The organism is Pantoea sp. Z09 (assembly GCF_022394795.1).
Classification (GTDB): domain Bacteria; phylum Pseudomonadota; class Gammaproteobacteria; order Enterobacterales; family Enterobacteriaceae; genus Pantoea; species Pantoea latae.
This window is the reverse complement of sequence record NZ_CP092373.1, coordinates 3,488,044-3,512,222: the sequence shown is the minus strand read 5'-3', so window position 1 is coordinate 3,512,222 and position 24,179 is coordinate 3,488,044. Positions and strand designations below refer to the sequence as shown.

Annotated in this window: 28 protein-coding genes and 2 pseudogenes; 11 read left to right on the top strand and 19 right to left on the bottom strand. The window is 62.0% G+C overall.

The genetic code is table 11. The features are described from left to right. The first annotated feature begins 18 nt into the window (after positions 1–18). Together MC269_RS16845 and MC269_RS16840 are read left to right on the top strand one after the other, a co-directional pair. A complete protein-coding gene (locus MC269_RS16845) occupies positions 19–936 on the top strand; it encodes a LysR family transcriptional regulator (protein ID WP_239953100.1) in 918 nt (305 codons plus the stop codon). 113 nt (positions 937–1,049) lie between these two features. Then, positions 1,050–2,141 carry a YncE family protein gene (locus MC269_RS16840; RefSeq protein ID WP_239953099.1) on the top strand — a complete coding sequence of 364 codons (1,092 nt, stop codon included), beginning with the start codon at positions 1,050–1,052 and terminating at the stop codon, positions 2,139–2,141. Between the two features lie 205 nt (positions 2,142–2,346). Here MC269_RS16840 and MC269_RS16835 read toward each other — a convergent pair whose 3' ends face one another. The 3 genes from MC269_RS16835 to MC269_RS16825 all read right to left on the bottom strand — a co-directional run bounded on the left by MC269_RS16835 (position 2,347) and on the right by MC269_RS16825 (position 4,627). After that, complete coding sequence (locus MC269_RS16835; RefSeq protein WP_239953098.1) at positions 2,347–2,640, bottom strand: DUF1330 domain-containing protein; 294 nt, start codon at positions 2,638–2,640, stop codon at positions 2,347–2,349. An 11-nt stretch (positions 2,641–2,651) separates the two neighbouring features. Continuing rightward, positions 2,652–3,518 (bottom strand): glutathione-dependent disulfide-bond oxidoreductase, encoded by an 867-nt coding sequence (gene yghU / locus MC269_RS16830; RefSeq protein ID WP_239953097.1) that lies wholly within the window; start codon positions 3,516–3,518, stop codon positions 2,652–2,654. Between the two features lie 89 nt (positions 3,519–3,607). After that, positions 3,608–4,627, bottom strand: a complete 1,020-nt coding sequence (locus MC269_RS16825) for a LacI family DNA-binding transcriptional regulator (RefSeq protein ID WP_239953096.1) — start codon at positions 4,625–4,627, stop codon at positions 3,608–3,610. Between the two features lie 98 nt (positions 4,628–4,725). On the opposite strand from MC269_RS16825, the gene MC269_RS16820 reads away from it, so the two are divergent. Continuing rightward, entirely contained in the window at positions 4,726–5,739 is a 1,014-nt protein-coding gene (locus MC269_RS16820) for a Gfo/Idh/MocA family oxidoreductase (protein WP_239953095.1), read from the top strand. Here the strand turns inward: MC269_RS16820 and MC269_RS16815 are convergent. The 4 genes and pseudogenes from MC269_RS16815 to MC269_RS16800 all read right to left on the bottom strand — a co-directional run bounded on the left by MC269_RS16815 (position 5,736) and on the right by MC269_RS16800 (position 9,151). Further along, on the bottom strand, positions 5,736–6,620 hold the full coding sequence (locus MC269_RS16815) for a sugar phosphate isomerase/epimerase family protein (protein WP_081137148.1): 885 nt from the start codon (positions 6,618–6,620) through the stop codon (positions 5,736–5,738). The two genes, MC269_RS16820 and MC269_RS16815, sit on opposite strands and share 4 nt — an antisense overlap. A 21-nt stretch (positions 6,621–6,641) precedes the next feature. Then, positions 6,642–7,673 carry a Gfo/Idh/MocA family protein gene (locus MC269_RS16810; protein ID WP_239953094.1) on the bottom strand — a complete coding sequence of 344 codons (1,032 nt, stop codon included), beginning with the start codon at positions 7,671–7,673 and terminating at the stop codon, positions 6,642–6,644. A 321-nt stretch (positions 7,674–7,994) separates the two neighbouring features. Next, a pseudogene (locus MC269_RS16805) lies at positions 7,995–8,444 on the bottom strand (FlhC family transcriptional regulator); the annotation flags it as partial. A 9-nt stretch (positions 8,445–8,453) separates the two neighbouring features. Beyond that, positions 8,454–9,151 (bottom strand): IS1-like element IS1A family transposase gene (locus tag MC269_RS16800; protein ID WP_239953085.1). Its coding sequence is split into 2 segments (ribosomal slippage): positions 8,454–8,902 and positions 8,902–9,151, totalling 699 coding nucleotides; the frame shifts between segments, so codons are not numbered across the junction. Between the two features lie 49 nt (positions 9,152–9,200). Between MC269_RS16800 and fliD the strand changes: the two genes are divergently transcribed. The 3 genes from fliD to fliT are packed head-to-tail and all read left to right on the top strand — an operon-like array spanning position 9,201 to position 11,340. Continuing rightward, positions 9,201–10,589 carry a flagellar filament capping protein FliD gene (gene fliD / locus MC269_RS16795; RefSeq protein ID WP_371824387.1) on the top strand — a complete coding sequence of 463 codons (1,389 nt, stop codon included), beginning with the start codon at positions 9,201–9,203 and terminating at the stop codon, positions 10,587–10,589. A 14-nt stretch (positions 10,590–10,603) separates the two neighbouring features. Then, a complete protein-coding gene (gene fliS / locus MC269_RS16790) occupies positions 10,604–11,008 on the top strand; it encodes a flagellar export chaperone FliS (protein WP_239953093.1) in 405 nt (134 codons plus the stop codon). Next, on the top strand, positions 11,005–11,340 hold the full coding sequence (gene fliT, locus MC269_RS16785) for a flagellar protein FliT (protein ID WP_239953092.1): 336 nt from the start codon (positions 11,005–11,007) through the stop codon (positions 11,338–11,340). Before fliS ends, fliT begins: the two co-directional genes overlap by 4 nt. A gap of 23 nt (positions 11,341–11,363) precedes the next feature. Here the strand turns inward: fliT and MC269_RS16780 are convergent, their stop codons facing one another. The 9 genes from MC269_RS16780 to MC269_RS16740 form a co-directional block, all read right to left on the bottom strand. Next, entirely contained in the window at positions 11,364–11,747 is a 384-nt protein-coding gene (locus tag MC269_RS16780) for a flagellar protein FlhE (RefSeq protein ID WP_239953091.1), read from the bottom strand. Between the two features lie 11 nt (positions 11,748–11,758). Continuing rightward, on the bottom strand, positions 11,759–13,855 hold the full coding sequence (gene flhA, locus MC269_RS16775; RefSeq protein WP_239953090.1) for a flagellar biosynthesis protein FlhA: 2,097 nt from the start codon (positions 13,853–13,855) through the stop codon (positions 11,759–11,761). Next, positions 13,855–15,000, bottom strand: coding sequence for a flagellar biosynthesis protein FlhB (flhB, locus tag MC269_RS16770; RefSeq protein WP_239953089.1), 1,146 nt, complete (start codon positions 14,998–15,000; stop codon positions 13,855–13,857). The genes flhA and flhB overlap by 1 nt, the downstream gene beginning before the upstream one ends. Before the next feature lie 70 nt (positions 15,001–15,070). Further along, the gene (gene cheZ, locus MC269_RS16765; RefSeq protein WP_239955138.1) at positions 15,071–15,706 is read right to left on the bottom strand and encodes a protein phosphatase CheZ; all 636 of its coding nucleotides are present in this window, start codon (positions 15,704–15,706) and stop codon (positions 15,071–15,073) included. A gap of 10 nt (positions 15,707–15,716) precedes the next feature. Continuing rightward, the gene (gene cheY / locus MC269_RS16760) at positions 15,717–16,106 is read right to left on the bottom strand and encodes a chemotaxis response regulator CheY (RefSeq protein ID WP_081137061.1); all 390 of its coding nucleotides are present in this window, start codon (positions 16,104–16,106) and stop codon (positions 15,717–15,719) included. A gap of 42 nt (positions 16,107–16,148) precedes the next feature. After that, a complete protein-coding gene (locus MC269_RS16755; RefSeq protein ID WP_239953088.1) occupies positions 16,149–17,192 on the bottom strand; it encodes a chemotaxis response regulator protein-glutamate methylesterase in 1,044 nt (347 codons plus the stop codon). After that, positions 17,189–18,043 (bottom strand): CheR family methyltransferase, encoded by an 855-nt coding sequence (locus tag MC269_RS16750; RefSeq protein WP_239953087.1) that lies wholly within the window; start codon positions 18,041–18,043, stop codon positions 17,189–17,191. Before MC269_RS16750 ends, MC269_RS16755 begins: the two co-directional genes overlap by 4 nt. A 126-nt stretch (positions 18,044–18,169) precedes the next feature. Beyond that, entirely contained in the window at positions 18,170–18,463 is a 294-nt protein-coding gene (gene fliE / locus MC269_RS16745; RefSeq protein WP_239953086.1) for a flagellar hook-basal body complex protein FliE, read from the bottom strand. Between the two features lies 1 nt (position 18,464). Then, a protein-coding gene (locus tag MC269_RS16740; RefSeq protein WP_239953085.1) for an IS1-like element IS1A family transposase occupies positions 18,465–19,162 on the bottom strand; the annotation gives its coding sequence in 2 pieces (ribosomal slippage) (positions 18,465–18,913 and positions 18,913–19,162; 699 coding nt in all). A gap of 64 nt (positions 19,163–19,226) precedes the next feature. Between MC269_RS16740 and fliN the strand changes: the two are divergent. The 5 genes and pseudogenes from fliN to fliR form a co-directional block, all read left to right on the top strand. Further along, positions 19,227–19,478, top strand: a pseudogene (fliN, locus tag MC269_RS16735) (flagellar motor switch protein FliN); the annotation flags it as partial. Next, entirely contained in the window at positions 19,475–19,867 is a 393-nt protein-coding gene (gene fliO / locus MC269_RS16730; RefSeq protein WP_239953084.1) for a flagellar biosynthetic protein FliO, read from the top strand. The pseudogene fliN and the gene fliO, both read left to right, overlap by 4 nt. After that, positions 19,864–20,586, top strand: coding sequence for a flagellar type III secretion system pore protein FliP (fliP, locus tag MC269_RS16725; protein WP_239953083.1), 723 nt, complete (start codon positions 19,864–19,866; stop codon positions 20,584–20,586). The genes fliO and fliP overlap by 4 nt, the downstream gene beginning before the upstream one ends. A gap of 11 nt (positions 20,587–20,597) precedes the next feature. Continuing rightward, positions 20,598–20,867, top strand: a complete 270-nt coding sequence (gene fliQ / locus MC269_RS16720; protein WP_081137036.1) for a flagellar biosynthesis protein FliQ — start codon at positions 20,598–20,600, stop codon at positions 20,865–20,867. Then, positions 20,867–21,652, top strand: a complete 786-nt coding sequence (gene fliR, locus MC269_RS16715; RefSeq protein WP_239953082.1) for a flagellar biosynthetic protein FliR — start codon at positions 20,867–20,869, stop codon at positions 21,650–21,652. The genes fliQ and fliR overlap by 1 nt, the downstream gene beginning before the upstream one ends. A gap of 4 nt (positions 21,653–21,656) precedes the next feature. Here fliR and MC269_RS16710 read toward each other — a convergent pair whose 3' ends face one another. The 3 genes from MC269_RS16710 to MC269_RS16700 form a co-directional block, all read right to left on the bottom strand. After that, the gene (locus tag MC269_RS16710; protein WP_239953081.1) at positions 21,657–22,388 is read right to left on the bottom strand and encodes a class II aldolase and adducin N-terminal domain-containing protein; all 732 of its coding nucleotides are present in this window, start codon (positions 22,386–22,388) and stop codon (positions 21,657–21,659) included. A 62-nt stretch (positions 22,389–22,450) separates the two neighbouring features. Next, positions 22,451–23,263: an ABC transporter substrate-binding protein gene (locus tag MC269_RS16705; protein WP_239953080.1), complete on the bottom strand. Its 813-nt coding sequence runs from the start codon at positions 23,261–23,263 to the stop codon at positions 22,451–22,453. Positions 23,264–23,282: 19 nt separating this feature from the next. Next, positions 23,283–24,155 (bottom strand): phytanoyl-CoA dioxygenase family protein, encoded by an 873-nt coding sequence (locus tag MC269_RS16700; RefSeq protein ID WP_239953079.1) that lies wholly within the window; start codon positions 24,153–24,155, stop codon positions 23,283–23,285. Between the last annotated feature and the right edge of the window lie 24 nt (positions 24,156–24,179).

Below are 24,179 nucleotides of genomic sequence, written 5' to 3'. Positions count from 1 at the left end.
AGCCTGAAACGCAAGCCAATGTTGAATCAAAGTAAAGAATCCCGCACCTCGACCGACGATCTCGCCTTTTTTGTGCGTATCGCCACCCTGGGCAGTTTAACGGCGGCGGCGCGCGATCTCGGCCTGTCGCTGGCGGCGGTAAGCAAGCGCCTGAGCCAGCTGGAGCGGCGGCTCGGCGTGCAGCTGCTGAAGCGCACCACGCGGCGGCTGGAGCTGACGGTCGAAGGGCGGCGCTATCTGGAGGGCGCGCGTCCGCTGCTCGATCAGCTGGCGGCGCTGGAGGAGGCGGTGAGCAGCCAGACCCAGGTGCTGCGCGGCACGCTGAATATCAACGCCTCGTTCGGCTTTGGCCGCCGCCACGTCGCGCCCTGCGTCTCGGCGTTTGCGGCGCTGCATCCTGAACTGGCGCTCTCGCTACAGCTCAGCAGCCAGCCGCTCAATTTTCTCGACGCCAACGTCGATATCGACGTGCGCGTCGGCGAACCGCCCGATTCCCGGCTGGTGGCGCGTCGGCTGCGCACCAACCCGCGCATTCTCTGCTGTTCGCCCGCCTATGCCGCGCGCTGCGGTCTGCCTGACGATATCCACGCTCTGGCGCAGCACAACTGCATTCTGCTGCGCCAGCATGAAGGGGACTTCACCCTGTGGCGTTTTGTGCGGGAGCAAGAGAGCGTCAGCCAGAAGGTGCGCGGCAGCCTGCTGACCAACGACGGCGAGGTGGCGATGCGCATGGCGCTGGACGGGCACGGCATTCTGCTGCGGTCGTGGTGGGATGCGCAGCACGCCATCGCGCGCGGCGAGCTGCTGCACGTGCTGCCGGAGTGGCAGGCGCCCGACGGTGATATCTTCGCGGTCTGGCAGGCGCAGCGCCAGCTGCCGACGCGCATTACCGCCTTTGTGGATTTTCTGCAGGCGCGGCTACGCGCTGAGACGTAAAGGCTGTGGCAGCAACGGGTGAACATTTACACACTGATTGTTAATGCGTATGATTCTCATTCTTTTTGCGCGCGCAGCATCAGGGCGCAGCTTATTTCACAAGGGAGTCATGCATGAAATCTCTGTTCAGCCCGCGCCACGCCGCGCTTGCTCTGGCGGTTGCCGCCGCCTTTGGTCTGAGCGCCTGCCAGGCGCCGGCAAAAAAAGCCGAAGCACCAGCCGTCGCTGCCGCCGCGCAGCCGGCCACCTCGCAGGTAAAGCAGCGCGAACTCGGCTTCGGCCTGTATGAGATGGCTTACGTGCCGGGCAGTAAGGCGCTCTACGTCGCCAGCGCCGACGCCTTCAAGGATGTCAGCGGCGGGGTAATCTATCGCCTCGATCCCGCCACGCTGGAGACCACCGGCAAGGGCTACACCGACCTGAAGAATTTCGGCATGACCATGAACAGCGACGGCAGCGTGCTCTACGTGACCAACTCGCTCGACGGCGGCGTCTCGAAGATCGATCCGGTCAAGGGCAAGGTGCTGGCGCGCACCCTGTTCAGTGAGCGCAACGAGAAGGGCTTCCCGTTCGGCGCGCGCGAGATCTTCCTGCATAACGATGAGCTTTATATCGGCGGCGTGGGCGATCCGGGCGTGATCTGGGTGGTGGACGCGCAGAGCATGAAGCTGAAGACGCGCATTAAAAACGCCGGCAAGTGGGTCACCGGCATTATCTATTCGCCGGTCACCGACCGCATCTACGCCGCGAACGGCGGCGGCGAGATCCTGGTGATCAACCCGCGCAGCCATAAGATCGAGAAGCGTCTGACCGCTGGCGACGGCAAAGAGTATCTGCTGCTGAATATGGCGGAGGATCCGGCCACCGGCCGCCTGTTCGTGACGGATAATTCAAAGGCGAAGACCACGCTGGTGTTCGACGAGCGCAGCGGCAAGGTGATCAAGCGCATCGACGGCGACGCGCTGGGCATCAAGTTCAACGCGAAGCGCAACGAGATCTATATCAGCCAGCGTGAATCGCAGAAGGTGCTGCAGCTTGACGCCACCACCTACGCGGTGAAAAACAGCTGGTCGTTCGAGGGGCATCCCAACAGCCTGCTGGTCACGCCGGATGGTCAGACGCTCTACGTCACCATTAAGCAGGGCTTTAATAAGGATCACAGCAGCAAAGGCCCGGATAGCGTGGCGCGCATTCAGCTGAATTAAGGCGAAGCGGCGTTGTTTTTATTTCATAGCGGGCACAAATCGTAAAACGCGGGTTGCATGGACCGAGGAGCAAAGCGTCCCGCGACAGGGATGTCGCGGGCCGAGCTGGCAGGGATGCCGCTTTTTGCGTCTTTGCGATCGGGCCATGCAACCCGCGTCGGCACGCTGCAAGATTTTAAAGGGACGCCGAACGGCGTCCCTTTTGTTACTTCTCTACGCCCTGCACCAGCACCACGCGGTACTCCGCGCCTTTCAGACGGTGCTGTTTCGCTTCCTGATATTCCGGGCTGTCATACCAGCCGTGCGCCGCCTCTACCGACGGAAACTCCAGCACTACGACGCCGTCTGCTTCCGGCCCTTCCAGCGTCTCCAGCTGGCCATAAAACGCCAGCGGCGTAATCGGGTGATCGCCGCGCGCTTTGCCCGCCTTCTCGCCGTAAATAGCGAACTCTTCCGGATTGGTAATTTTGTCGCGAATAAAGATGACATATGCGCTCATTGTTGGCTCCTTTACGCCTGGCGTTTATCTTCGGTGTTGGTGTCAAAATCGGCTGCGTCGTGACGCTCGTGCAGCTGGTCGGCGGGGTCGCCCATCACGCGGTTCACTTTGCGCCCGCGGATCACCGCCGGACGCTCTGCAATCTCCTGCGCCCAGCGCGCCACGTTCTTGTAGGATTTGGCGTCGAGGAACTCGGTGGCGCCATACTGATTGCTCAGCACCAGCCCGCCGAACCACGGCCAGGTGGCGATATCGGCAATGGTATAGGCGTCGCCGCCGAGGAAGCGGCTCTCCGCCAGACGGCGATCCAGCACGTCGAGCAGACGTTTGGTCTCCAGCGTATAGCGGTTAATGGCGTATTCGATTTTCTCTGGCGCGTAGTGATAGAAGTGGCCGAAACCGCCGCCGACGAAGGGCGCCGCGCCCTGCAGCCAGAACAGCCAGTTCAGCGCTTCGGTGCGGCCCGCCGGATCCTCAGGCAGGAAATGGCCGAACTTTTCCGCCAGATAGAGCAGGATATTGCCAGACTCAAACACGCGCTGCGGCGGCGTCACCGAATGATCGCTGAGCGCCGGGATTTTGGAGTTGGGGTTGATATCAACAAAGCCGCTGCCGAACTGATCGCCGTCGCCGATGCGGATCAGCCAGGCGTCATACTCGGCGTCCTTAACACCAACCGCCAGCAACTCTTCCAGCAGAATCGTCACTTTCTGGCCGTTCGGCGTGCCGAGCGAGTAGAGCTGCAGCGGATGTTTGCCGACCGGCAGCGCTTTTTCATGGGTGGCGCCCGCGATGGGACGGTTGGTTTTCGCGCCGTTGCCTTTGGCTTCCGGATCCCATTTCCAGACTGTTGCGGGCTGATAGCTGTTTTCCGACATAGTGTGGGTTCGCCTTGTGGATGTGAGTGTGTCAGACGTCATTGAGTGTAGCAGGGCGAAAAAACGCGGTTTAACCCTGCTGGCGTTCGCTAATCGACGTTCTCCTGGGTATAGAGCATAAAGTCGACGCGCCCGTCTGCATAAGTGGAAAAATGGTCGCCCTTTTCCAGATGCTGCAAAAGCAGGTTCAGCGCCAGCTGGGCGTGGCGCTGGGTATGCTGATCGAGGGTTAAGGTGAGGATGCGCTGCTGCAACAGCTGGCGCGTGGTAGCGTACAGCTCATGGGTGATGTAGACCACGTCGCGCTCGCGGCGGTGGCGCGCCAGCGCCTCGGCGATCTCGCGGTTGCCGAGGCCGGTGTTGTAGATGCCGACGATGCCGGGCGACGCCACCAGCGCCTTCTCCAGCAGCCGGCTGATGCGCTGGCGATCTTCCTGTCCGGCCAGCGCCTCGCGCAGCGTCAAGTGGGGAAAACGCTGCTGCAGCACGTCGCGAAAGCCGTCGATGCGCTGGCGATGGGCGCGATAGTCGACGCGGCCGCTGACCATCAGCACCTCGCCCGCGCGCGCCAGCATGCTGCCCATCATCAGCCCGGCGGTGCGCCCGGCCTGCAATTGGTTGATGCCGACATGCAGCAAACGCTCGGCGTCGGGCAGATCGGACACCAGAGTGATCACCGGCACGTCGCGCGCTTTGCAGTCGCGCAGCGCCTGGTAAATCGCCGGATGCTCATGGGCGAAAACCATCAGCCCGTCCATCCGGCGGCTGCTGGCGAGCAGATGCGCCGCCAGCTTCTCCGGCGCGTCTTCGGCAATAAAGGTGCGCTGCAGGCGCAGACGGCGATAGCCGAGCGCGTCGGCCAGCTGCTGAAAATCCTGCGCCAGCTGCTGAAAGAAAAAAGAGTCGTTGCCGCTGAGGATCACCTCAATTTGCCACGGCTGACGGTGCTCCTCCGGCAGGATGCGGTTCAGGCCCGCCGCGCGTGCCGCCTCCAGCACCTTTTTTGTCATCGCTGGCGACACGCCGCCGCGATCGTTCAATACCCGGTCTACGGTCGCCACGCCGACGCCTGCCACGCGCGCCAGATGACTGAGCGTCATTCGCTTCATGCTGAGTGAATTCCATCAATTTCTGCGTTTAGCCAGCCTGACAGAACGGGCTATTTTGACAACGTCATCCATCCCGAACTGTGAAGAGGAAAACGGAAATGTCGCCTGTTACGCAACGCGTTGCCCTGATAGGCAGCGGTTTTATCGGTCAGGTTCACGCCGCCAGCCTGGCGGCGCATCCCGGCGCGCAGCTGGCGCTGGTGTGCGATATCGACGCGTCGCGCGCCGAGGCGCTGGCGCGGCGCTACGGCGCGCGCGCAGGCCAGGTGAACGAGGCGTTTAGCCGCGAGGATATCGACATGGTGCTGATCGCCAGCTCGACGCCGACCCACGCCGACTTTCTGGCGCAGGCGGTGCGGGCGGGCAAGGCGGTCTACTGCGAAAAGCCCATCGACCTGTCGCTGGCGAAGGCGCGCGCGGTGGTCGAAAGCCTGCTGCCGCTGCAGGTGCCGGTCACGGTCGGCTTTAACCGCCGCTTCGACCGCAGCCATCAGCAGCTGAAGCAGCATATCCAGCAGGGCGGCATCGGCGCGCCGGAGCTGATCCAGATGGCGTGCCGCGCCTCGGAGATGCCGTCGCTCGACTACCTGCGCGCCTCGGGCGGCCAGATGCGCGACCAGGCGATCCACTTTTTCGATCTGCTGCGCTTCCTCACCGGCGACGAGGTAGAGAGCGTCGGCGCGCTGGGCGCGGCGCTGGCACAGCCTGCGCTGCGCGAGCTGGGCGACGTCGACACCTCGGTGCTGATCATGCGGCTGTCGCGCGGCGCGCTGGCGCAGCTCGATAACACGCGGCGCACCGCCTACGGCTATGACGAACGCATCAGCGTGGTCGGCTCGGCCGGCATGATCGCCTCAGAGCCGCAGGCGATGCGCGGCGCCACGCTCTATCAGCAGAGCGGCGTCACGCAGCCCGGCCTGTTTCCGGACTGGTTCAGCCGCGTGCGCGACACCTATTACGCGCAGCTGGACGCCTTCCTGCGCCAGCTGGGCGGCGAAACGGTGGCGGATCTGCCTGGCCTGATGGATGGCCTGCAGGCGCAGGCGATTGCCGAAGCGGCGTGCGAGTCGCTGGCCAGCGGCCGCTTCGTGCAGGTCGAACGGCTGATTTAGCGGCTCAGCAGCTCGCGCTCGATCAGCTCGCGCGTCTCCACCGCCTGCGTCTTCATCTTTTCGGGATAGCCGAACAGCGCGGAGGCGATAATGGATTCGCCGCCCACTTTATAGGTGCGGTTGGCGAAATCCATCTCGCGCAGCGTCTGGAACAGGGTGTCGAAATCAACCTCGCCTTCGCCGACGCCGACGTGCTGGTGGATAGTGGCGTCCACGCCCGGCGGGTTAACGATATAGCGGCAGTGCTTGGTGTGGTTCATGGTGTCGGCGATCAGCACGTGGGAGAGATCCTCGCCGGCGTACTCCAGCATCGGCCGGACATCGCCTTTGCCGTTGTCGTAAAAGAAGGTGTGCGGCACGCTGTAAACATACTTCACGTTGTCGCTGCGGAACGACTTCACCATATCGGCGGTTTCGTTGCTGTTCTCGCAGAAGTCCCACGGATGCGACTGAATCTCGACGCGGATATTCTCGCGTTCGAAAATCGGCAGCAGCTCCTCCATCGAGCGGTAGAACATCTCTTCGCAGATCTCCGGCTCGTTCGGGTTGCCGGAAAGCTCGGTGTTGATCACCTGCACGCCCATCTCCACGGCGATCTCAATCATGCGCTTCCAGTTTTTCACCGCCGCCTGACGGCGCAGCTCATCCGGGCCGGACCAGCGGTAGACGGTGATAAAAGACGAGATCTCCACACCGGTGGCGTTCAGCGCGTTTTTATATTCGCGCATGATTTCCCGGCTCGCCTTCGGGTGCTTGTAAAACGGGTTGATCTGCGGATGGGGCGACTGCTCGATATACTTATAGCCCCACTCGGCCACCTGATGCACCATGCGGGTAATGCCCATGTCTCTGATGACATCCACGTCAAAAGCGATTTTCATCTTTACGGCTCCTGGCTTGATTTAGCGTTCTTCGTTGAATACCACGCCGATCTGGCGACGCACTTCATCCATCGCGCGCAGCGTCAGCAGCGACGTTGCCAGCGAGCGCAGCGGCGAATCCGTCAGGCTCTGGCCGACGCACCAGGCGAAGTGGTTGATCTCATGGCAGAGTTGCTGGTAGCGGCTGGCCGGCTCTTCCCAGTGCAGCGTCTGGCGTCTGTCGCTGGAGACCAGGCGGAAGTTGCCCGGCGCGTAGAACTGGCCGTCGAGGTAAAGCGTGGCGTCGCGTCCGGCAATCACCGCCGTGCCCGGCGTGTTGCTGAACAGCGTGGTGTGCAGCACCGACTGCATGCCGCCTTTGTGAGTAAAAAGCATGGCAGTCTGGCCGTTGACGCCGCCTGGCGCCGGCTCGCCCTGCGCCATGATGCGCTCGGGCGCGCCGCCGACCAGAATGCTGAAGCTGATCAGATAGCTGCCGAGATCCAGCATCGGCCCGCCGGCCAGATCGGCATTGAAAATGCGATGATCCGGGGTAAAAAACTCGCCATGATCGGCGATCAGGCTGTGCACCTCGCCCAGCGCGCCATCCGCCAGCAGCTGGCGGATAACGTCATATTTCGGCGCATAGTCGCACCACATCGCCTCCATACAGAGCCGCCGCGCCTGCTGCGCCGCCTGCTGCAGCGCCGCCCCCTGCTGCGCGTTGAGCGCCAGTGGCTTTTCAATCAGCACATGTTTTCCCGCCTGCAGCGCGCGCAGCCCGTCGGGAAAGTGGTGATTATGGGGCGTGGCGATATAGACGGCGTCGACGTCGTCGCGCGCCAGCAGCGCATCGATGCCGCCGCAGGCGTGGGGAACAGACCATTTATCGGCGAACGCCTGCGCCTTATCAACGCTGCGCGAGGAAACGGCGACGAGCTGCTGGCCAGTATGCTGGCAGAGGGCGCTGGCGAAACGATCGGCGATCCAGCCGGGGCCGACGATGCCCCAGCGCAGCGTGGGAAGCGTGTTGGCGTCAGGCAGTCGGGGAACGGGCAGGGAAGAGGGGAACATAACATCTCCATCGTTATTCGTCTGTTAAGCCACGGCGGCGAGTTTCCACTATAGAAAGCCTTGCGCTGCCCTCTCTAACCTTTTGCTGATGGAATTCCATCAGCCGTTCTGCTGGCGGTCCGGGCTATTTTTAGCAAATGTTTTTTCTAAAATGAAGAGAGAAAGGAATGAATGTTTCATTTTGCGAAGGGGATCAAACAAGGGCGAAGAAGCGTGCAACAGCGGCTGACGGCACGACGGCGTGAAATGAAGATTTCGTCTGCCGCCCGCCAGGCCTGTCGCGAAACAGAGCGGGCCTGGTGCGCGGCCGAGGAGGGCAGATTAGCAGCGCGCTTCTGACGGCGCTTTTTTACTGGCGCGTGAAGGCGGATGACACAGGCTGCAGGTAAACAGCGCGTTGGTATAGCGCGAGGTCGAGATAAAATTGCCGCCGCACACCGAGCAGGCTACCTGCTCCAGCATATGGCAGTCGATAAAGCGCAGCAGCGTCCAGGCGCGGGTAAACTCCAGCACCGGCTTTTTCCCCGGCTCGCACGGACACTGTTCGCTATAGAGACGGTAGGCTTTCAGCAGGGTGATAATCGGGCGCTGCTTTTCCATGCGCTGAAGATAGAGATAAATATTATAAAAAAGCGAGGAGTGAATATTCTGCTCCCAGGACATAAACCAGTCTGGCGAAAAGGGCAGCATGCCTTTTGCTGGGGAGCAGCCGTTAATCTCTTTGTAGAGGCGTAATAATTTTCTGCGGCTGAGGGTGGTTTCGCTGGTAATGGTCCCAACTTATTGATAGTGTTTTATGTTCAGATAATGCCCGATGACTTTATCATGCAGCTCCACCGATTTTGAGAACGACAGCGACTTCCGTCCCAGCCTTGCCAGATGCTGCCTCAGATTCAGGTTATGCCGCTCAATTCGCTGCGTATATCGCTTGCTGATTACGTGCAGCTTTCCCTTCAGGCGGGATTCATACAGCGGCCAGCCATCCGTCATCCATATCACCACGTCAAAGGGTGACAGCAGGCTCAGAAGACGCTCCAGCGTCGCCATAGTGCGTTCACCGAATACGTGCGCAACAACCGTCTTCCGGAGCCTGTCATACGCGTAAAACAGCCAGCGCTGGCGCGATTTAGCCCCGACGTAGCCCCACTGTTCGTCCATTTCCGCGCAGACGATGACGTCACTGCCCGGCTGTATGCGCGAGGTTACCGACTGCGGCCTGAGTTTTTTAAGTGACGTAAAATCGTGTTGAGGCCAACGCCCATAATGCGGGCGGTTGCCCGGCATCCAACGCCATTCATGGCCATATCAATGATTTTCTGGTGCGTACCGGGTTGAGAGGCGGTGTATGTGAACTGTAACTGCCATGTTTTACGGCAGTGAGAGCAGAGATAGCGCTGATGTCCGGCAGTACTTTTACCGTTACGCACCACCCCGTCAGTAGCTGAACAGGAGGGACAGCTGATAGAAACAGAAGCCACTGGAGCACCTCAAAAACACCATCATACACTAAATCAGTAAGTTGGCAGCATCACCCCCTATCAGAACCTACAGACCGGCTATAAAAACAAAATCTCCTCGTGGGGCAGCATCTCCAGCCTGATGACCAAACTGCAGGCGTCGGTGACGAAGCTGAGCGGCGAAGCCTTTAACACCCTGACGGTGAGCAAAAACAGCGCCTTTACCGCGACCGCCACCGATAAAGCCAGCGCCGACGCGCACTCGGTCTCTGTCAGCCAGCTGGCGATGGCGCACAAGCTGCGCTCCGCTGGCTTTAGCAGCGCCGGCGAGCAGCTCGGCGCGCAGAACGGCGAGAACGGCAGCCGCACCCTCACCATCCAGCAGGGCGACGGCAAGCCGATGACCATCGAGCTGAAAGATGATGAAACCTCGCTGAATCAGATTGCCAAAGCGATCAACAAGCAGGACGGCAGCGTCACCGCCTCGGTGCAGCGCAACGGCGACGGCAACTACCAGCTGATGCTGAGTTCGAAAAAAACCGGCACGGAAGGCGAGATGACGATCAGCGTCGAGGGCGACAGCGATCTGGCGAGCGTGCTCAACACCAGCCACGGCGGCAAAGGCTCCGGCGAAAGCGGCAGCGAGGCGGACGGCATGAGCATGGTAACGGCGGCGCGGGATGCGAAGCTGACCGTGGACGGCGTTGAGTATACGCGCAGCAGCAACAACATCAGCGACATCATTACCGGCGTCACCCTGAGCCTTAATTCAGTCACTAAAGAGGACGCGCCGGAGCAGCTGACCCTGACGGTGGATAACTCCGCCATCAAAACCGCGCTGCAGGACTTCGTTAAGCAGTACAACGCGCTGCTGACCCAGACCTCGGCCGCCAGCAAATATGTCGCGGCGGACACCAGCGGGCTGAGCGCGGACGACGTGGCCACCACCAGCAGCGACAGCGGGGCGCTGATGGGTGACGCGACGCTGCGCGGCATGGTGAGCGAGATTCGCTCAACGGTCAACGGCTGGTACGGCGACAGCAACAGCAGCGACACCACCTACGGCGCGCTGGCGGATTTAGGCATCACCATCGACGCGCAAAGCGGTCAGATGACCCTGAACGAAAACAAACTGGACGACGCCATCGCCGCCGGCGCCGACGAGATCGGCAAAATGTTCAAGGGCAGCGGCGAAACCGCCGGCCTGGCTACCACGCTCGGCGCGGCGCTGACCAAATATGTCGGCGACAGCGACAACAAAACAGACGGCATCATCAAAACCGCGACCGATAACCTCAACAGCCAGCTGAAAAATATCGGCACCCAGATCGATAAAACCCAGGCGCTGATCGACTCCCAGGTGAACCGCTACAAGCTGCAGTTTCAAAACCTCGACAGCGTGATGTCGAAGCTGAACAGCATGAGCAGCTCGATCACCTCGCTGATGTCTTCGGTTTAAGGCAGGATCGCACTATGTATGCCTATCAGGGGCCGCAGGCCTACGCGCGGATTTCACTGGAGAGCCGGGTGGCGGGCGCCACCCCACACCAGCTTATCGCCATGCTGTTCGAGGGGGCGTGCGGCGCAATAGCGCACGCCCGCATCGCTTTCGCACAGGGTAACGTTGCCAGGCGCGGCGAGATGATCTCAAAGGCGATCAACATCGTCGACAACGGCCTGCGCGCCGCACTGGATCATCAGAAGGGACCGACGATCGCCGCCGATCTGGAGCGCCTCTACGACTATATCTCCCGGCTGCTGATGCAGGCCAACCTGCACAGCAGCCTCGACAAGCTGGCGCAGGCCGAGATGCTGCTGCGCGATCTCGCCGAGGTGTGGCAGGCGATCGCGCCGCATAAACAGGCAGGTCAACCATGAAGGAGGCGGATCACCCGGCGCTGCGGCTCAGCCTGCGCCTGCTGGCGATGCAGCAGCGCGAGGAGTGGGAGGCGTTCGCCGCGCTGGCGCCCGACTATATCCGCGCGCTCGAGGCGCTGATCGCCGAGGCGCAGCAGGCAGAGGGCGCGGCAAGCCAGGCGGCGCTGCGGCTGCTGCAACAGCTGCAGCGTCACGACGCGGCGCGCATCCCGCTGCTGCAGGCGCGGCTTGCCGCGCTACAGGCGGCAATGACGCGCCTGCAGCAGGGGAAACAGGGGTGTCAGCGCTACGCCGCGCAAATGCCGCGCCCGCCTTTTCCCGCCCGTTTCTAATCCCTTCACTCGCTGGCTTGCCGTTAACGATAGTTAAGGGTAAGCCGGTTGCTCACCACCTGTAGCGCGGGCGCCAGCGCGCCCCGACTCTCTACGGAATAGAGAAAGCGAAAGGTCTCGCCGGGCGACAGCGGCTGCGTCACCGCCAGCGCGCCCGACAGCCCGGCTAAAGAGAAGCAGCGCGCGGGCGCGCAGAGTTTGATGCGCAGGCCCGGCGGCGGCGCATCCAGCAGATCGATGCGCCAGGCGATGCGGGTGACGCGCGCCGCCGCGGGCAGCGGGCCGGGCGGCGCAAGCGGTCGGCTGACCAGCAGCTGCTGGCCGACGCTGACGCGGCCGCCGACGCTGCTGGCGCTCCAGCTGCCGCCTGCCGCCTGCGCCGTCAGTGCCGCGCAGAGCAGCGTCAACGGCAGCCTCCTCACTGCGCACCGCCGATAGTGGCGATCATATGCAGCGTGCGATCGGGGGCGATCTCGACGTTCGACAGCACCGCCAGCTGCGGATAGACGCGGCGCAGAAAGCGCGACAGCATCAGCCGCAGCGCCGGGTTGACCAGCAGCACCGGCGCGGCGCCCCTGGCGCTCTGCTCGCGCAGGGCGTCGCCGGTTTGCTCGATAATCTTCTCTGCGATGCCTGGCTCCAGCGCGCTGCCGTTCTGCACCGCCTGCATCAGCAGCCCTTCCAGCTGCGGATCCAGTCCCGTTACCTCAATGTCGCGCTGGCTGCCGAACCACTGATGGGTGATGGCGCGTCCCAGCCGGATGCGCACCTGCGCGGTCAGCGCGTCGGCGTCGCTGTGCACGGCGGCCTGTTCCGCCAGGGTATCGATAATGGTGCGGATATCGCGGATGGCGACGCGCTCCGCCAGCAGATTTTGCAGCACCTTGTGAAACAGCGACAGCGAAAGGGTGCCGGGAATAAAATCCTCCACCAGCTTAGGCATCTCTTTGCTTACGCGATCCAGCAGCTGCTGCGTCTCCTGGCGGCTGAAGAGTTCGTCACTGTGCATATCGATCACATGGTTTAAATGGGTGGCGATAACCGACGCCGGATCGACCACCGTATAGCCCATGGTTTGCGCCCGATCGCGCTGTACCGCGTCGATCCAGATAGCGGGCAGCTGGAACGCCGGATCCAGCGCGCGCTCGCCCTCCAGCTCACCCTCTGCGCAGCCGGGATCGATCGCCATCCAGCGCTCAGGGTTGACCTCGCCGCCGCCGATCTCCACCCCTTTCAGCAGGATGCGGTAGGCGGTGGGTTTAAGATCGAGGTTGTCGCAAATATGGATGGCGGGCGGCAGAAAGCCCATGCTCTGCGCAAACTTTTTGCGGATGCCGCGAATGCGCGTCAGCAGCTGACCCTCCTGCGCGCTGTCTACCATCGGGATCAGGCGGTAGCCCACCTCCAGGCCCAGCACGTCCTCCAGCTCGACATCCGCCCATGAGGCCTCCAGCGCCTGAGCCGACTCGGCGAGCGCGCCGCTCTGCGGGCTAAGCGGACGCGCCGCGCCAGGCTGCGCCTGCATCTGCTGGCCGCGCAGCCACCAGGCGAGGCCGAGCAGCGCGGCGGTAAAGAGTAAAAACACCAGATTGGGCATGCCGGGAATAATCCCCAGCAGCCCGACCACCCCGGCCGCCAGCAGCATGACGCGCGGATTGTTGAACAGCTGGCCGACCATCTGCTCGCCGACGTCGGCTTCGGTGGCGACGCGGGTCACGATTACCCCCGCCGCGGTGGAGATGATCAGCGCCGGGATCTGCGCCACCAGGCCGTCGCCAATGGTCAGCAGGGTGTAGGTCTGCGCCGCGTCGGCGAACGACAGGTCGTGCTGCAGAATGCCGATCACCAGCCCGCCGATAATATTGATCGCCATAATCAGCAGCCCGGCGATGGCGTCGCCGCGCACGAACTTGCTGGCGCCGTCCATCGAGCCGTAGAAGTCGGACTCCTGGGTCACCTCGCTGCGCCGCCGCTTCGCCTCCTCTTCGCCGATCAGTCCAGCGTTGAGATCGGCGTCGATGGCCATCTGCTTGCCCGGCATGCCGTCCAGCACGAAGCGCGCGCCCACCTCGGCGATGCGTCCCGCCCCTTTGGTGATCACCATAAAGTTAATGATGATCAGGATGGCGAAGACGATGATGCCGATAGCGAAGTTGCCGCCCACCAGAAAGTGGCCGAACGCCTCGACCACGCGGCCGGCGGCGCTGGCGCCGGTGTGGCCCTTCATCAGGATGATGCGCGTCGAGGCGATATTCAGCGCCAGCCGCAGCAGGGTAGAGAACAGCAGCACGATAGGGAACGAAGAGAAGTCGAGCGTGTTCTGGGTAAACATCGCCACCAGCAGGATCATCAGCGCCAGCACGATATTGAAGGTGAACAGCGCGTCGAGCGCAAAGGCCGGCAGCGGCAGCACCATCATCGCCAGGATCATCATGATCAATACCGGGCCGGCCAGCATCTGCCACTGCGTCTCTTTCAGGTTGGGTAAACGAAGTCGGGAGGATAAATTCGCCATCACTGCAGGCTCTCATGGGTAACATCCAGTGCCGCAGGCACGGACAGGTTTTCAGGTTGTCTGGGCTTAAAGCCGCCTGCCTGGCGCCAGCGCCGCAGGCGATAAACCCAGGCGAGCACTTCAGCCACCACGCTGTACAGCTCGGCGGGGATCGCGTCGCCGATGTCGCAGTGGCGGTAGAGCGCGCGCGCCAGCGGCGCGGCCTCCAGCATCGGGATCTGGTGCGCCGCGCCTCTGGCGCGAATGCGCTGGGCAATCTCGCCCGCGCCCTTCGCCAGCACCACCGGGGCGCGCATCTCGCCCTGCTGCCAGCGAATGGCGACGGAGTAGTGCGTCGGGTTGTTGATAATGACGTCCGCTTTCGGCACCTCTTCCATCATGCGGCTGCGCGCCAGCGCGTGGCGCAGCTGTTTAATGCGCCCTTTGACATGGGGGTCGCCTTCGCTCTGTTTAAATTCATCGCGGATCTCCTGGCGACTCATGCGTAATTTTTTCAGGTGGCTCGTCAGCTGATAGAAAACGTCGTAGCCCACCATCGGCGCGAGGGCGACGATAATGGTCAACAGGCAGTGCGAAATCAGCCGCGAGGCGTCGCGCAGCCCATCCGATAGCGATTCACTTCCCAGCAAAATAAAGTGCTGGCGGTAGTGACAGAAGTAGAGCGCGCAGGCGATGCCAGGCAGCAGCGCCTTCATCAGGCTTTTCGCCAGCTCGGAGAGGGTTTGCAAAGAGCAGATGCGCTTAAAGCCCGCCAGCGGCGACATGCGCGTGATATCCACCTTCAGCGATTTGCTGCTGAGGTGCAGGCCGCCGATCAGCGCGCCGGCGGCGAGGGCGACGCAAAACAGCCCCAGCACGATCGGCAGCAGCGCGGTCAGCATCAGCGACAGCAGGCCGCCGGCGCGGTTCAGCATGGCGGCGTTGTCCGCGATCAGCCGACGATCGAACATCAGTCCGTCATGCAGCAGCTGCGCCAGCTGCCGCGCGGTGTCGGCGCCGCCGAGGAAGATCAGCGCCCAGCCCGTCAGCAGCACCAGCCACGACGTCAGCTCTTTCGAGCGCGGAATATTGCCCTCTTCCCGCGCTTTTTGTCGTCGCTGGGGCGTGGGCTCTTCGGTTTTTTCTACATCGCTCTCTTCAGACATACATCGACCCGAGGCAGCAGAGCGCGGCAGCGGCTCTCATCAGGCCAGGCACGCTCCGCCTGCGCCACATTCAGAAGCCGAGATCGGCGAGCAGATCGTCTACCTGGTCCTGGGTGGCGACCACGCCGGGCTGGTTGTGGCGGATCGGCGGGCCGTTTTTCAGGCTCTCCGCCTCTTCGCCGCGCTCGCTCCCCATGCCGGGCATCGTTTCCACCAGCACCTGAATCAGCTCGTTTTCGATGTTCTCGATCAGCTGCATCATGCGGTTGATCACCTGGCCGGTGAGATCCTGAAAATCCTGCGCCATCATGATTTCTGTTAGTTCGGCGCTGGTGCGGCTGGCGAGATCCGGCACCTCGCGTAAAAAATCGCGCGTCTCGCCGACCAGCTCTCTGGCGATCGGCAGCTCGACCGGCTCGGCGAACCACGCATCCCAGCGCGCGCTGAGCTGAGAGGCCTGCTGGTGCAGACGATCCTGCAAAGGACGCGCCGCCTCGACGCTGGTCAGGGCGCGATCGGCCGCCTGGGAGGTTTTGCTGACGATGTAGTTGAGGCGCTCGCGGGTGTCGGGGATCGCCTCGGCCGCATCCATAATGGCGCGATCCAGCCCCAGGCTGACCATGCTGTTACGCAGCTGGCGCGTCAGGTGGCCGATACGGGAAAATATCGTTTTGAAGTTATCGACCTCAGGCCGATCAGAGTGCATATCCACTGGCTTAACGTCCCGTTTTCTCAAAAATTTTGTTTAGCTTCTCTTCCAGCGTGGCGGCGGTGAAGGGCTTAACGACATAGCCGCTGGCGCCCGCCTGCGCGGCGGCGATGATGTTCTCTTTTTTCGCTTCGGCGGTGACCATCAGCACCGGCATCGTGCGCCACTCAGGGTGGCTGCGAATGGCGGTCAGCAGCTGCAGACCATCCATGTTCGGCATGTTCCAGTCGCTGATGACGAAATCGAAGGCGGCCTGCTCCAGCTTGTGGAGCGCATCCTGGCCATCTTCGGCCTCTTCGACATTATGAAAGCCGAGATCCTTGAGGAGGTTGCGCACGATGCGGCGCATGGTGGCGAAATCGTCCACCACTAAAAAACGCAGATTGTTATCAGCCATAAAAAGGAGGTCCTGATTAAGGGGAAGCTAAAGAGGCGGGTGCTAAATGCGCCGCGCCTGTCCGACGATATTTTTCAGCAGCGCGGCGGCGATCTGCTCGAGATCGACGATTTCACTGACGGCGTTAAGGGCGACCGCCTCGCGCGGCATACCGTAGATCACGCAGCTCTTCTCGCTCTGCGCCAGGGTGCGTGCGCCGGTTTGATAGAGTTCCAGCAGCCCCTGCGCGCCGTCGTAGCCCATGCCGGTGAGGATGGCGCCGACGGCGTTTTTGCCGGCCGCGCGGGCGACGGAACTCAGCAGCATATCCACCGAGGGACGATGGCGGTTGACCGGCGGCAGATCGTTGAGCCGGACGTGGTAGTTGGCACCGCTGCGGCACAGCTCCATATGGCGTCCACCCGGCGCGATATAGGCGTGGCCGGGCAGCACCCGTTCGCCATCCTCCGCCTCTTTCACCGCGATCTGGCAGATTTTATCCAGCCGCTCGGCAAAGGAGCGGGTAAAGCCCGGCGGCATATGCTGGGCGATCACGATGCCGGGGCAGGAGGCGGGCATCGGCATCAGCACCTGGCGAATGGCTTCGGTGCCGCCCGTCGACGCGCCGATGGCGATAATTTTCTCGCTGCCCACGAGCGGAGAGGCGATGATTTTTGGCGTAGTTTGCGGTTCGCGGCGGCGGATTTGCGCGCGGGCTGCGGTGCGGATCTTGTCGGCGATCAGCTCGCTGTATTGCATCATCCCCTCCTGCAGCCCCATCTGCGGCTTAGTGACGAAATCCACCGCGCCCAGCTCCAGCGCGCTCAGCGTAATATCGGAGCCTTTGCGGGTCAGGGAGGAGATCATAATCACCGGCATCGGGCGCAGCCGCATCAGCCGCTCGAGAAAGTCGAGGCCATCCATGCGCGGCATCTCTACATCCAGGGTGAGCACGTCCGGGTTATGCTGTTTGATCAGGTCGCGCGCGATCAGCGGATCGAGCGCGGTGGCCACCATCTCCATGTCTGGCTGCTGGTTGACGATGGTGGTCAGGATGTTGCGGATCAGAGCGGAATCATCGACGCAGAGTACCTTTATCTTGCTCATACCTCTTCCTTAGCCAGGCAATAGACCGACTGCCCCTTCAGGCGAAAAGGGCTTTCCATATGGCTGAAATGTTCTGAATGGCCGACAAACAGCAGGCCGCCGGGTTTAAGCCGCTGCGCAAAGCGGTTCAGCAGCCGGAGTTGGGTCTCTTTATCGAAGTAGATCATCACGTTGCGGCAGAAGATGGCGTCGAAAGGCGCCGGGATATCCCATTCGGTGGCGATCAGGTTAAGCGGCTGAAAATGCACGGCCTGCTGCAGCACGCGTCCTACCTTGACCTGGGTGTGTGGCCCGCTGTCGTTGCGGCGCAGGAAATAGGTTTTCTTCTGGTGCTGAGACAGGTTTTTGAGATCCGCCAGGCGATAGGTGCCGCGGCGCGCTTTTTCCAGCACCTCGGTGTCGATGTCGGTGGCCAGCACGCGCGGCGCCAGCGTGCTGCTGCCCAGCGCTTCATCCAGCGTGATGGCGATGGACCAGGGCTCTTCACCCGTCGAGGCGGCGGTGCACCAGACGTTATAGCTGCCGCCGCGCTGGCGCGCGTGCTCCGCCAGCACCGGAAAGTGATAGGCTTCGCGAAAAAAAGAGGTGAGGTTAGTGGTCAGCGCATTAATAAACGCCTGCCATTCCGGATGGGTGGCGGAGTGCTCCAGCAGCTGCAAATAGTCGCTAAAGCGCGTCAGCCCCAGCGCGCGCAAACGCGGCATCAGGCGGTTATACACCATATCTCGTCGCTGACGGGTAATCACAATGCCGGCACGCCGATAAATCAGCGTGATGATCTTATTTAGCTCGGGTTCGGTAAGCTGACGCTGGCGGCTGAGCGCGGCGTTATTCTTTATTAATTCAGTCATGCCAGAGGGGTCCACGCTGACGGGCGTAAACGCTCGCCGTCAATAACTATAACGCGCCGGATGACGCATGGCTCAGCCGGAAGCGGGAAATAAACAGCAGTATGTCAGAGAGCAACACCGGCAGAGTTATACCGACATCCCCATAATCTCCTGATAGGCGCTGACCATTTTATTGCGCACCTGAATGCCCAGGTTAAGCGCCAGCGTGGATTTTTGCAGCGAGACCATCACATCATTGAGGCCAATATCCGGCGCGCCGCTCATATAGGCTTCCGCCTGATTTTTCGCGCTGTTCTGCACCTGATTCAGCGAATGAAGCGAACTGGAAAGCAGGTCGGAAAAAGATACGCCCGCGTCGGCGGTATTTGCGCTGTCGGCCGCGTCACTATTATTCAGGCCAGATGCCGGTAATGGTCCCAACTTATTGATAGTGTTTTATGTTCAGATAATGCCCGATGACTTTATCATGCAGCTCCACCGATTTTGAGAACGACAGCGACTTCCGTCCCAGCCTTGCCAGATGCTGCCTCAGATTCAGGTTATGCCGCTCAATTCGCTGCGTATATCGCTTGCTGATTACGTGCAGCTTTCCCTTCAGGCGGGATTCATACAGCGGCCAGCCATCCGTCATCCATATCACCACGTCAAAGGGTGACAGCAGGCTCAGAAGACGCTCCAGCGTCGCCATAGTGCGTTCACCGAATACGTGCGCAACAACCGTCTTCCGGAGCCTGTCATACGCGTAAAACAGCCAGCGCTGGCGCGATTTAGCCCCGACGTAGCCCCACTGTTCGTCCATTTCCGCGCAGACGATGACGTCACTGCCCGGCTGTATGCGCGAGGTTACCGACTGCGGCCTGAGTTTTTTAAGTGACGTAAAATCGTGTTGAGGCCAACGCCCATAATGCGGGCGGTTGCCCGGCATCCAACGCCATTCATGGCCATATCAATGATTTTCTGGTGCGTACCGGGTTGAGAGGCGGTGTATGTGAACTGTAACTGCCATGTTTTACGGCAGTGAGAGCAGAGATAGCGCTGATGTCCGGCAGTACTTTTACCGTTACGCACCACCCCGTCAGTAGCTGAACAGGAGGGACAGCTGATAGAAACAGAAGCCACTGGAGCACCTCAAAAACACCATCATACACTAAATCAGTAAGTTGGCAGCATCACCGAAGATCTGAATCTGGTGCTGGATATTCCGGTGCGGATGACGGTGGAGCTGGGGCGCACCAAGATGACCATCAAAGAGCTGCTGCGCCTGAGCCAGGGTTCGGTGGTGCCGCTGGAGGGACTCGCCGGCGAACCGCTCGATATTTTAATCAACGGCTATCTGATTGCGCAGGGCGAGGTGGTGGTGGTGTCAGATAAATTCGGCGTGCGCATCACCGATATCATTACCCCTTCTGAAAGAATGCAGCGGCTGAGCCGATGATGAGGTCGCTGTTAGAGACGCCGGTGGCCGCGCCGCACAGCCTGGGGTTCGGCGCGATGCTGCTCAGGCTGTGCGGCGCGCTGGCGCTGGTGATCCTGCTGATTCTGGCGCTCGCCTGGCTGGCGCGCCGCACCGGCTGGGCGCGCCCGCAGGCGCATGACGCGCCGCTGCTGCGCGTCATGCAGAGCCAGACGCTGGGCCAGCGCGAACGGGTGGTGCTGCTGGAGGTGCAGGATCGCTGGCTGCTGCTGGGCGTCACGCCGGGCAACGTCACGCTGCTCAGCGAGATCGCGCGCCAGCGCGACGCCGCCGAGACGCGCGCCTTGCCCGCGGGCGCGTTTCAGCAGGCGCTGCGTAACGCGCTGCGCAAGAAAGGGCGAGCCGGATGAGAAAAACAGGTTTTTTCCTGCTGCTGCTGGCGCATCCCGCCTGGGCCGGCGGCGGCGATATCCTGATCGGCCACGGCGCGCACGGCGAAAGCTGGTCGCTGCCGGTGCAGACCCTGCTGCTGCTCACCTCGCTGACGCTGCTGCCGGCGGTGCTGCTGATGATGACCGGTTTTACCCGCATCATTATCGTGCTGGGCCTGCTGCGCAACGCGCTCGGCACCGCCTCGTCGCCGCCGAATCAGGTGCTGCTGGGGCTGGCGCTGTTTCTGACCTTTTTCGTGATGTCGCCCGTGCTGTCGCGCGTCTACGACGACGCCTGGCTGCCGCTGTCGCAGGATCGCATCACGCTGGAGCAGGCACTGACGAAAGGAGCGACGCCGCTGCGCGATTTTATGTTTGAGCAGACGCGGGAAACCGATCTGACGCTGTTTGCGCGCATCGCCAGGCAGCCCGCCTGGCAGAGTCGGGAAGAGGTGCCGTTGCGCATTTTGCTGCCGGCGTTCGTCACCAGCGAGCTAAAGAGCGGCTTTCAGATCGGCTTTACCCTTTTTGTGCCGTTTTTGATTATCGATCTGGTGGTGGCCAGCGTGCTGATGGCGCTGGGGATGATGATGGTGCCGCCCGCCACGCTGTCGCTGCCGTTTAAGCTGATGCTGTTTGTGCTGGTGGATGGCTGGCAGCTGGTGCTCGGGTCGCTGGCGCAGAGCTTTTACAGCTAAGGAGACGCGGCATGACGCCGGAAAGCGTAATGAGCCTGGGGTATGAGTCGATGAAGGTGGCGCTGGCGATCGCCGCGCCGCTGCTGCTGACCTCGCTGTTTACCGGGCTGCTGGTCAGCATTCTGCAGGCGTCGACCCAGCTAAACGAGTCGACGCTGTCGTTTATCCCGAAAATCATCGCGCTGGTGCTGGTGCTGATTGTGCTCGGCCCCTGGATGCTGGAGACGCTGATGGATTATATGCGATCGGTGTTTCTGCATATCCCCACCGTTATTCGCTGATGCAGAGCCTCTCCCTCGGCGATCTTTACGCCGCTATCGGCCACTATTTCTGGCCCTTTACCCGCACGCTGGCGCTGTTCGCCGCCGCGCCGCTGTTCAGCGAGAAGGTCGCCGCTAAGCGGGTGAAGATCGGCCTGGCGCTGCTGGTGGCCTGGCTGATCGCACCGACGCTGCCGGCCGCGCCCGCGGCGCTGCTGTCGCTGGAAGGGGTGTGGATCACCGCAAAGCAGATAGCGATCGGCTACGCAATGGGGCTGACGATGCAGTTTCTTTTCGCCGCCGTGCGCAGCGCGGGGGAGATCGTCGGCCTGCAGATGGGGCTCTCTTTTGCCTCTTTCTACGATCCCTCCGGCAATCAGTCGATGCCGGTGCTGGCGCGCATTTTCAACGTGCTGTTTACCCTACTGTTTATCACCCTTAACGGCCATCTGCTGCTGCTCGACGCGCTCGGCGAGAGCTTCAGGCTGCTGCCGGTCAACGGCGCGCCGCTGGGCAACGGCGGCTTTTATCTGCTGGCGCAGGCGGCCGGCGCCATCTTTAGCAGCGGCCTGAAGATGGGGCTGCCGATCGTCACGCTGCTGCTGGCGCTGAATCTGGCGCTGGGATTGCTTAACCGCCTGACGCCGCAGCTCTCGGTGTTCGTCATCGGCTTTCCGCTCTCAATTACCCTCGGCATGGGCGCACTGCTGGTGATGATGATGAATTTCGCGCCGCTATTTGCGGCGATGATGCAGGCCGCTTTCCATCAGCTGATGGCGATAGTGCAGGGCTTGCAGCCTGCCTGAAGGATCAGTCGAGCAGCGACGGATCGGCGGCGATCATCAGCGCCTTCATCTCTTCGAAATGCTGGCGCGAGAAGTCGGGAATGGTTTCCCAGGCGCGCGCCGTCTTCTCTGCCACCGCGTCGCTGAGGATTTTCAGCGGCTGACCGGTGGACCAGGCGGTCACCAGGATCTGACAGGCGCGCTCCAGCGTCCAGATATCGTCAAAGGCTTCGCCGATTGCCGTGCCCGTCACCATTACGCCGTGGTTGCCCATCAGCAGGCGGCTTTTGCCCGCTAGCAGGCTCGCCAGCCGCGCGCCTTCCTCGGCGGTGTCCGCCATGCCGCCGTACAGGGTATCGATCGCCACGCGGTTGAAGTAGCGCGCCGTGTTCTGATCCACCGGCGGGATACGCGGCTCCGCCAGGCAGGCGACGCTGGTGGTGTAAATCGGGTGCAGATGCAGCACCACGCGCGCCTCCGGCAGGCGCTGGTGGATCTGGCCGTGGATCGCCCAGGCGGTGGCGTCCACGTCGTCGCGCTGCGCGCAGGCACCCTCCCCGGCGTCGAGCAGCAGCAGGTCGCTGGCGCGGATGCGCGAAAAGTGTTTCCACTTCGGGTTAAGCAGAAACCGCTTGCCGTCCGGCGAGACGGCGGCGCTAAAGTGGTTCGCCACCGCTTCGTGCATGCCGAGATGGGCGATAATGCGAAAGGTAGCGGCCAGATCGATCCGGGTCTGTTCTTCAAACGAAAGCGCCATAGCGTTCTCCAGAAAAGAGAGAGAAAGGGGCGGGCGACAGCGGTTTGCCGCCCGTATCAGGATTAAGGCTGCGGCATCAGCGTCTTGATATCCTCGGCGCTCGGCGCCTCGAAGTTATATTTCTTCAGCAGCGCGGCGTACTCCGGCGTGTTGCGGTACTTCTCCAGGCCGTCGATCAGCGCCTGCTTCACCTCGTCGTTGCCTTTCTTCACGCCGAAGCCGTTCAGCACCGGGTAGATCAAGGTTTCCGAGGAGATTTGCACGCGGTTGCCCAGCTTCTGCACCACGCCGCGCGCCACGGCGGCGTCGGTGATCTGCGCCTCCACCGCGTGCGACAGCATCGCCTGAGTGGTCTGCGGATCGGTGGTGTATTCGCTGATGGCGATCGGCGGCTTGCCGTTCTTCACGCAGTAGTCGGCGGAGAGCTTATGCAGCTGCTGCAGCCAGGAGGTGGCGCCCATCGAGCCGATTTTGTGGCCGCAAAACTCCTCCGGCGTTTTCGGCTGATAGGCGCCGCCTTTCAGCGACAGGATCGCCTCGCCGCTCTTCAGATAGGGGATCATATCGATCACCTTCAGCCGCTCTGCGGTGATGTACATTGAAGAGTTAGTAATATCGAAGCGGTTGCCCTGCAGGCCGGTGATCAGGTTAGGAAAGCGGGTGTCGAGGTTCACCGCCTGACGGCCCATCACCTTCGCCAGCCCGTCGAGAAACTCGATATCGAAGCCGGTGGGTTTGTTGTTCTCAATATATTCATAGGGGAAAAAGGTCATGTCGGAACCGGCGACGATTTTTCCCGGCTGCTGGAACGCCGACGCGCTAAACGACCCCAGCGCGACGCTGGCGGCCAAAAAAGTCAGGGCAACAAATTTCATAAAGCCTCCGTGGTGGCGATTACGAGCGGGCAAGATCGTTTCCGGCCTGCTGAACAAAAAAGGATGCGCCGCTCGGCTTCTGCGGCAGACGGAACTGGTTAGCGGTGCTGCGGATGGTGCCGCTCTCTTCGCCCGACACCAGCGCGCCGGCGTCCAGGCTCGGCAGCGGGTTGTCGCCGAACGGCAAGGCGTCTTCCGCCGCGTAGACGGCGATAAACAGCGTGCGCGGCAGCTCGGTTTCGTTTGGGCTGGAGGCGTGCAGCAGGCGCGTGTGCATAAAGCAGACCGAGCCGGGCGGGCCGAAGCAGGCGGCGGGCTGGCCGCACTGCTCGTCCACCACGCTTTTATCCACCGCGCCGGTAAAACGGCCGTTTTGCCAGTGGGAGTAGAGCGGGCCTTTATGGCTGCCCGGCACCACGTTGAGCGGGCCGTTTTCCGGCGTCACTTCGCTTACCATCAGCAGCGCGGTGACGATGTCGTCGTTGCTGTGCGGCGTAAAGAGAAAATCCTGATGCCACTCGACTTTGGTCGCGGTGTGCGGCAGCTTGGAGTTGATCTTGCTGTGGTGGAAGCGCGCGCCCTGGCTGCCGGTCAGCTGGCCGGCGATCTGCGCCATGCGCGACTGCAGCGCCGCGCGGCGGTAGTCGGCGGAGATTTCTGTCGGCGAGCTGACGCGGCGCAGCGACGGATGGTCGGCGCGGTGATCGCCCTCCAGATCGAAGCGCGCGCGGCCGTCCAGCGTCTCGCCCCAGGCCGCCTGCTGGCTGCGGCTCTCTTCCACCCAGCCGTCGAAATCGCGCTGCAGCGCGGCGATCTCCTCGGCGCTTAAGACGTTTTCCACCACCAGAAAACCCTGCTGGTGATACTGCTCTATCTGCCACTGTTCAATCATGATTTTCCCTCGTGCTGGTTAAAG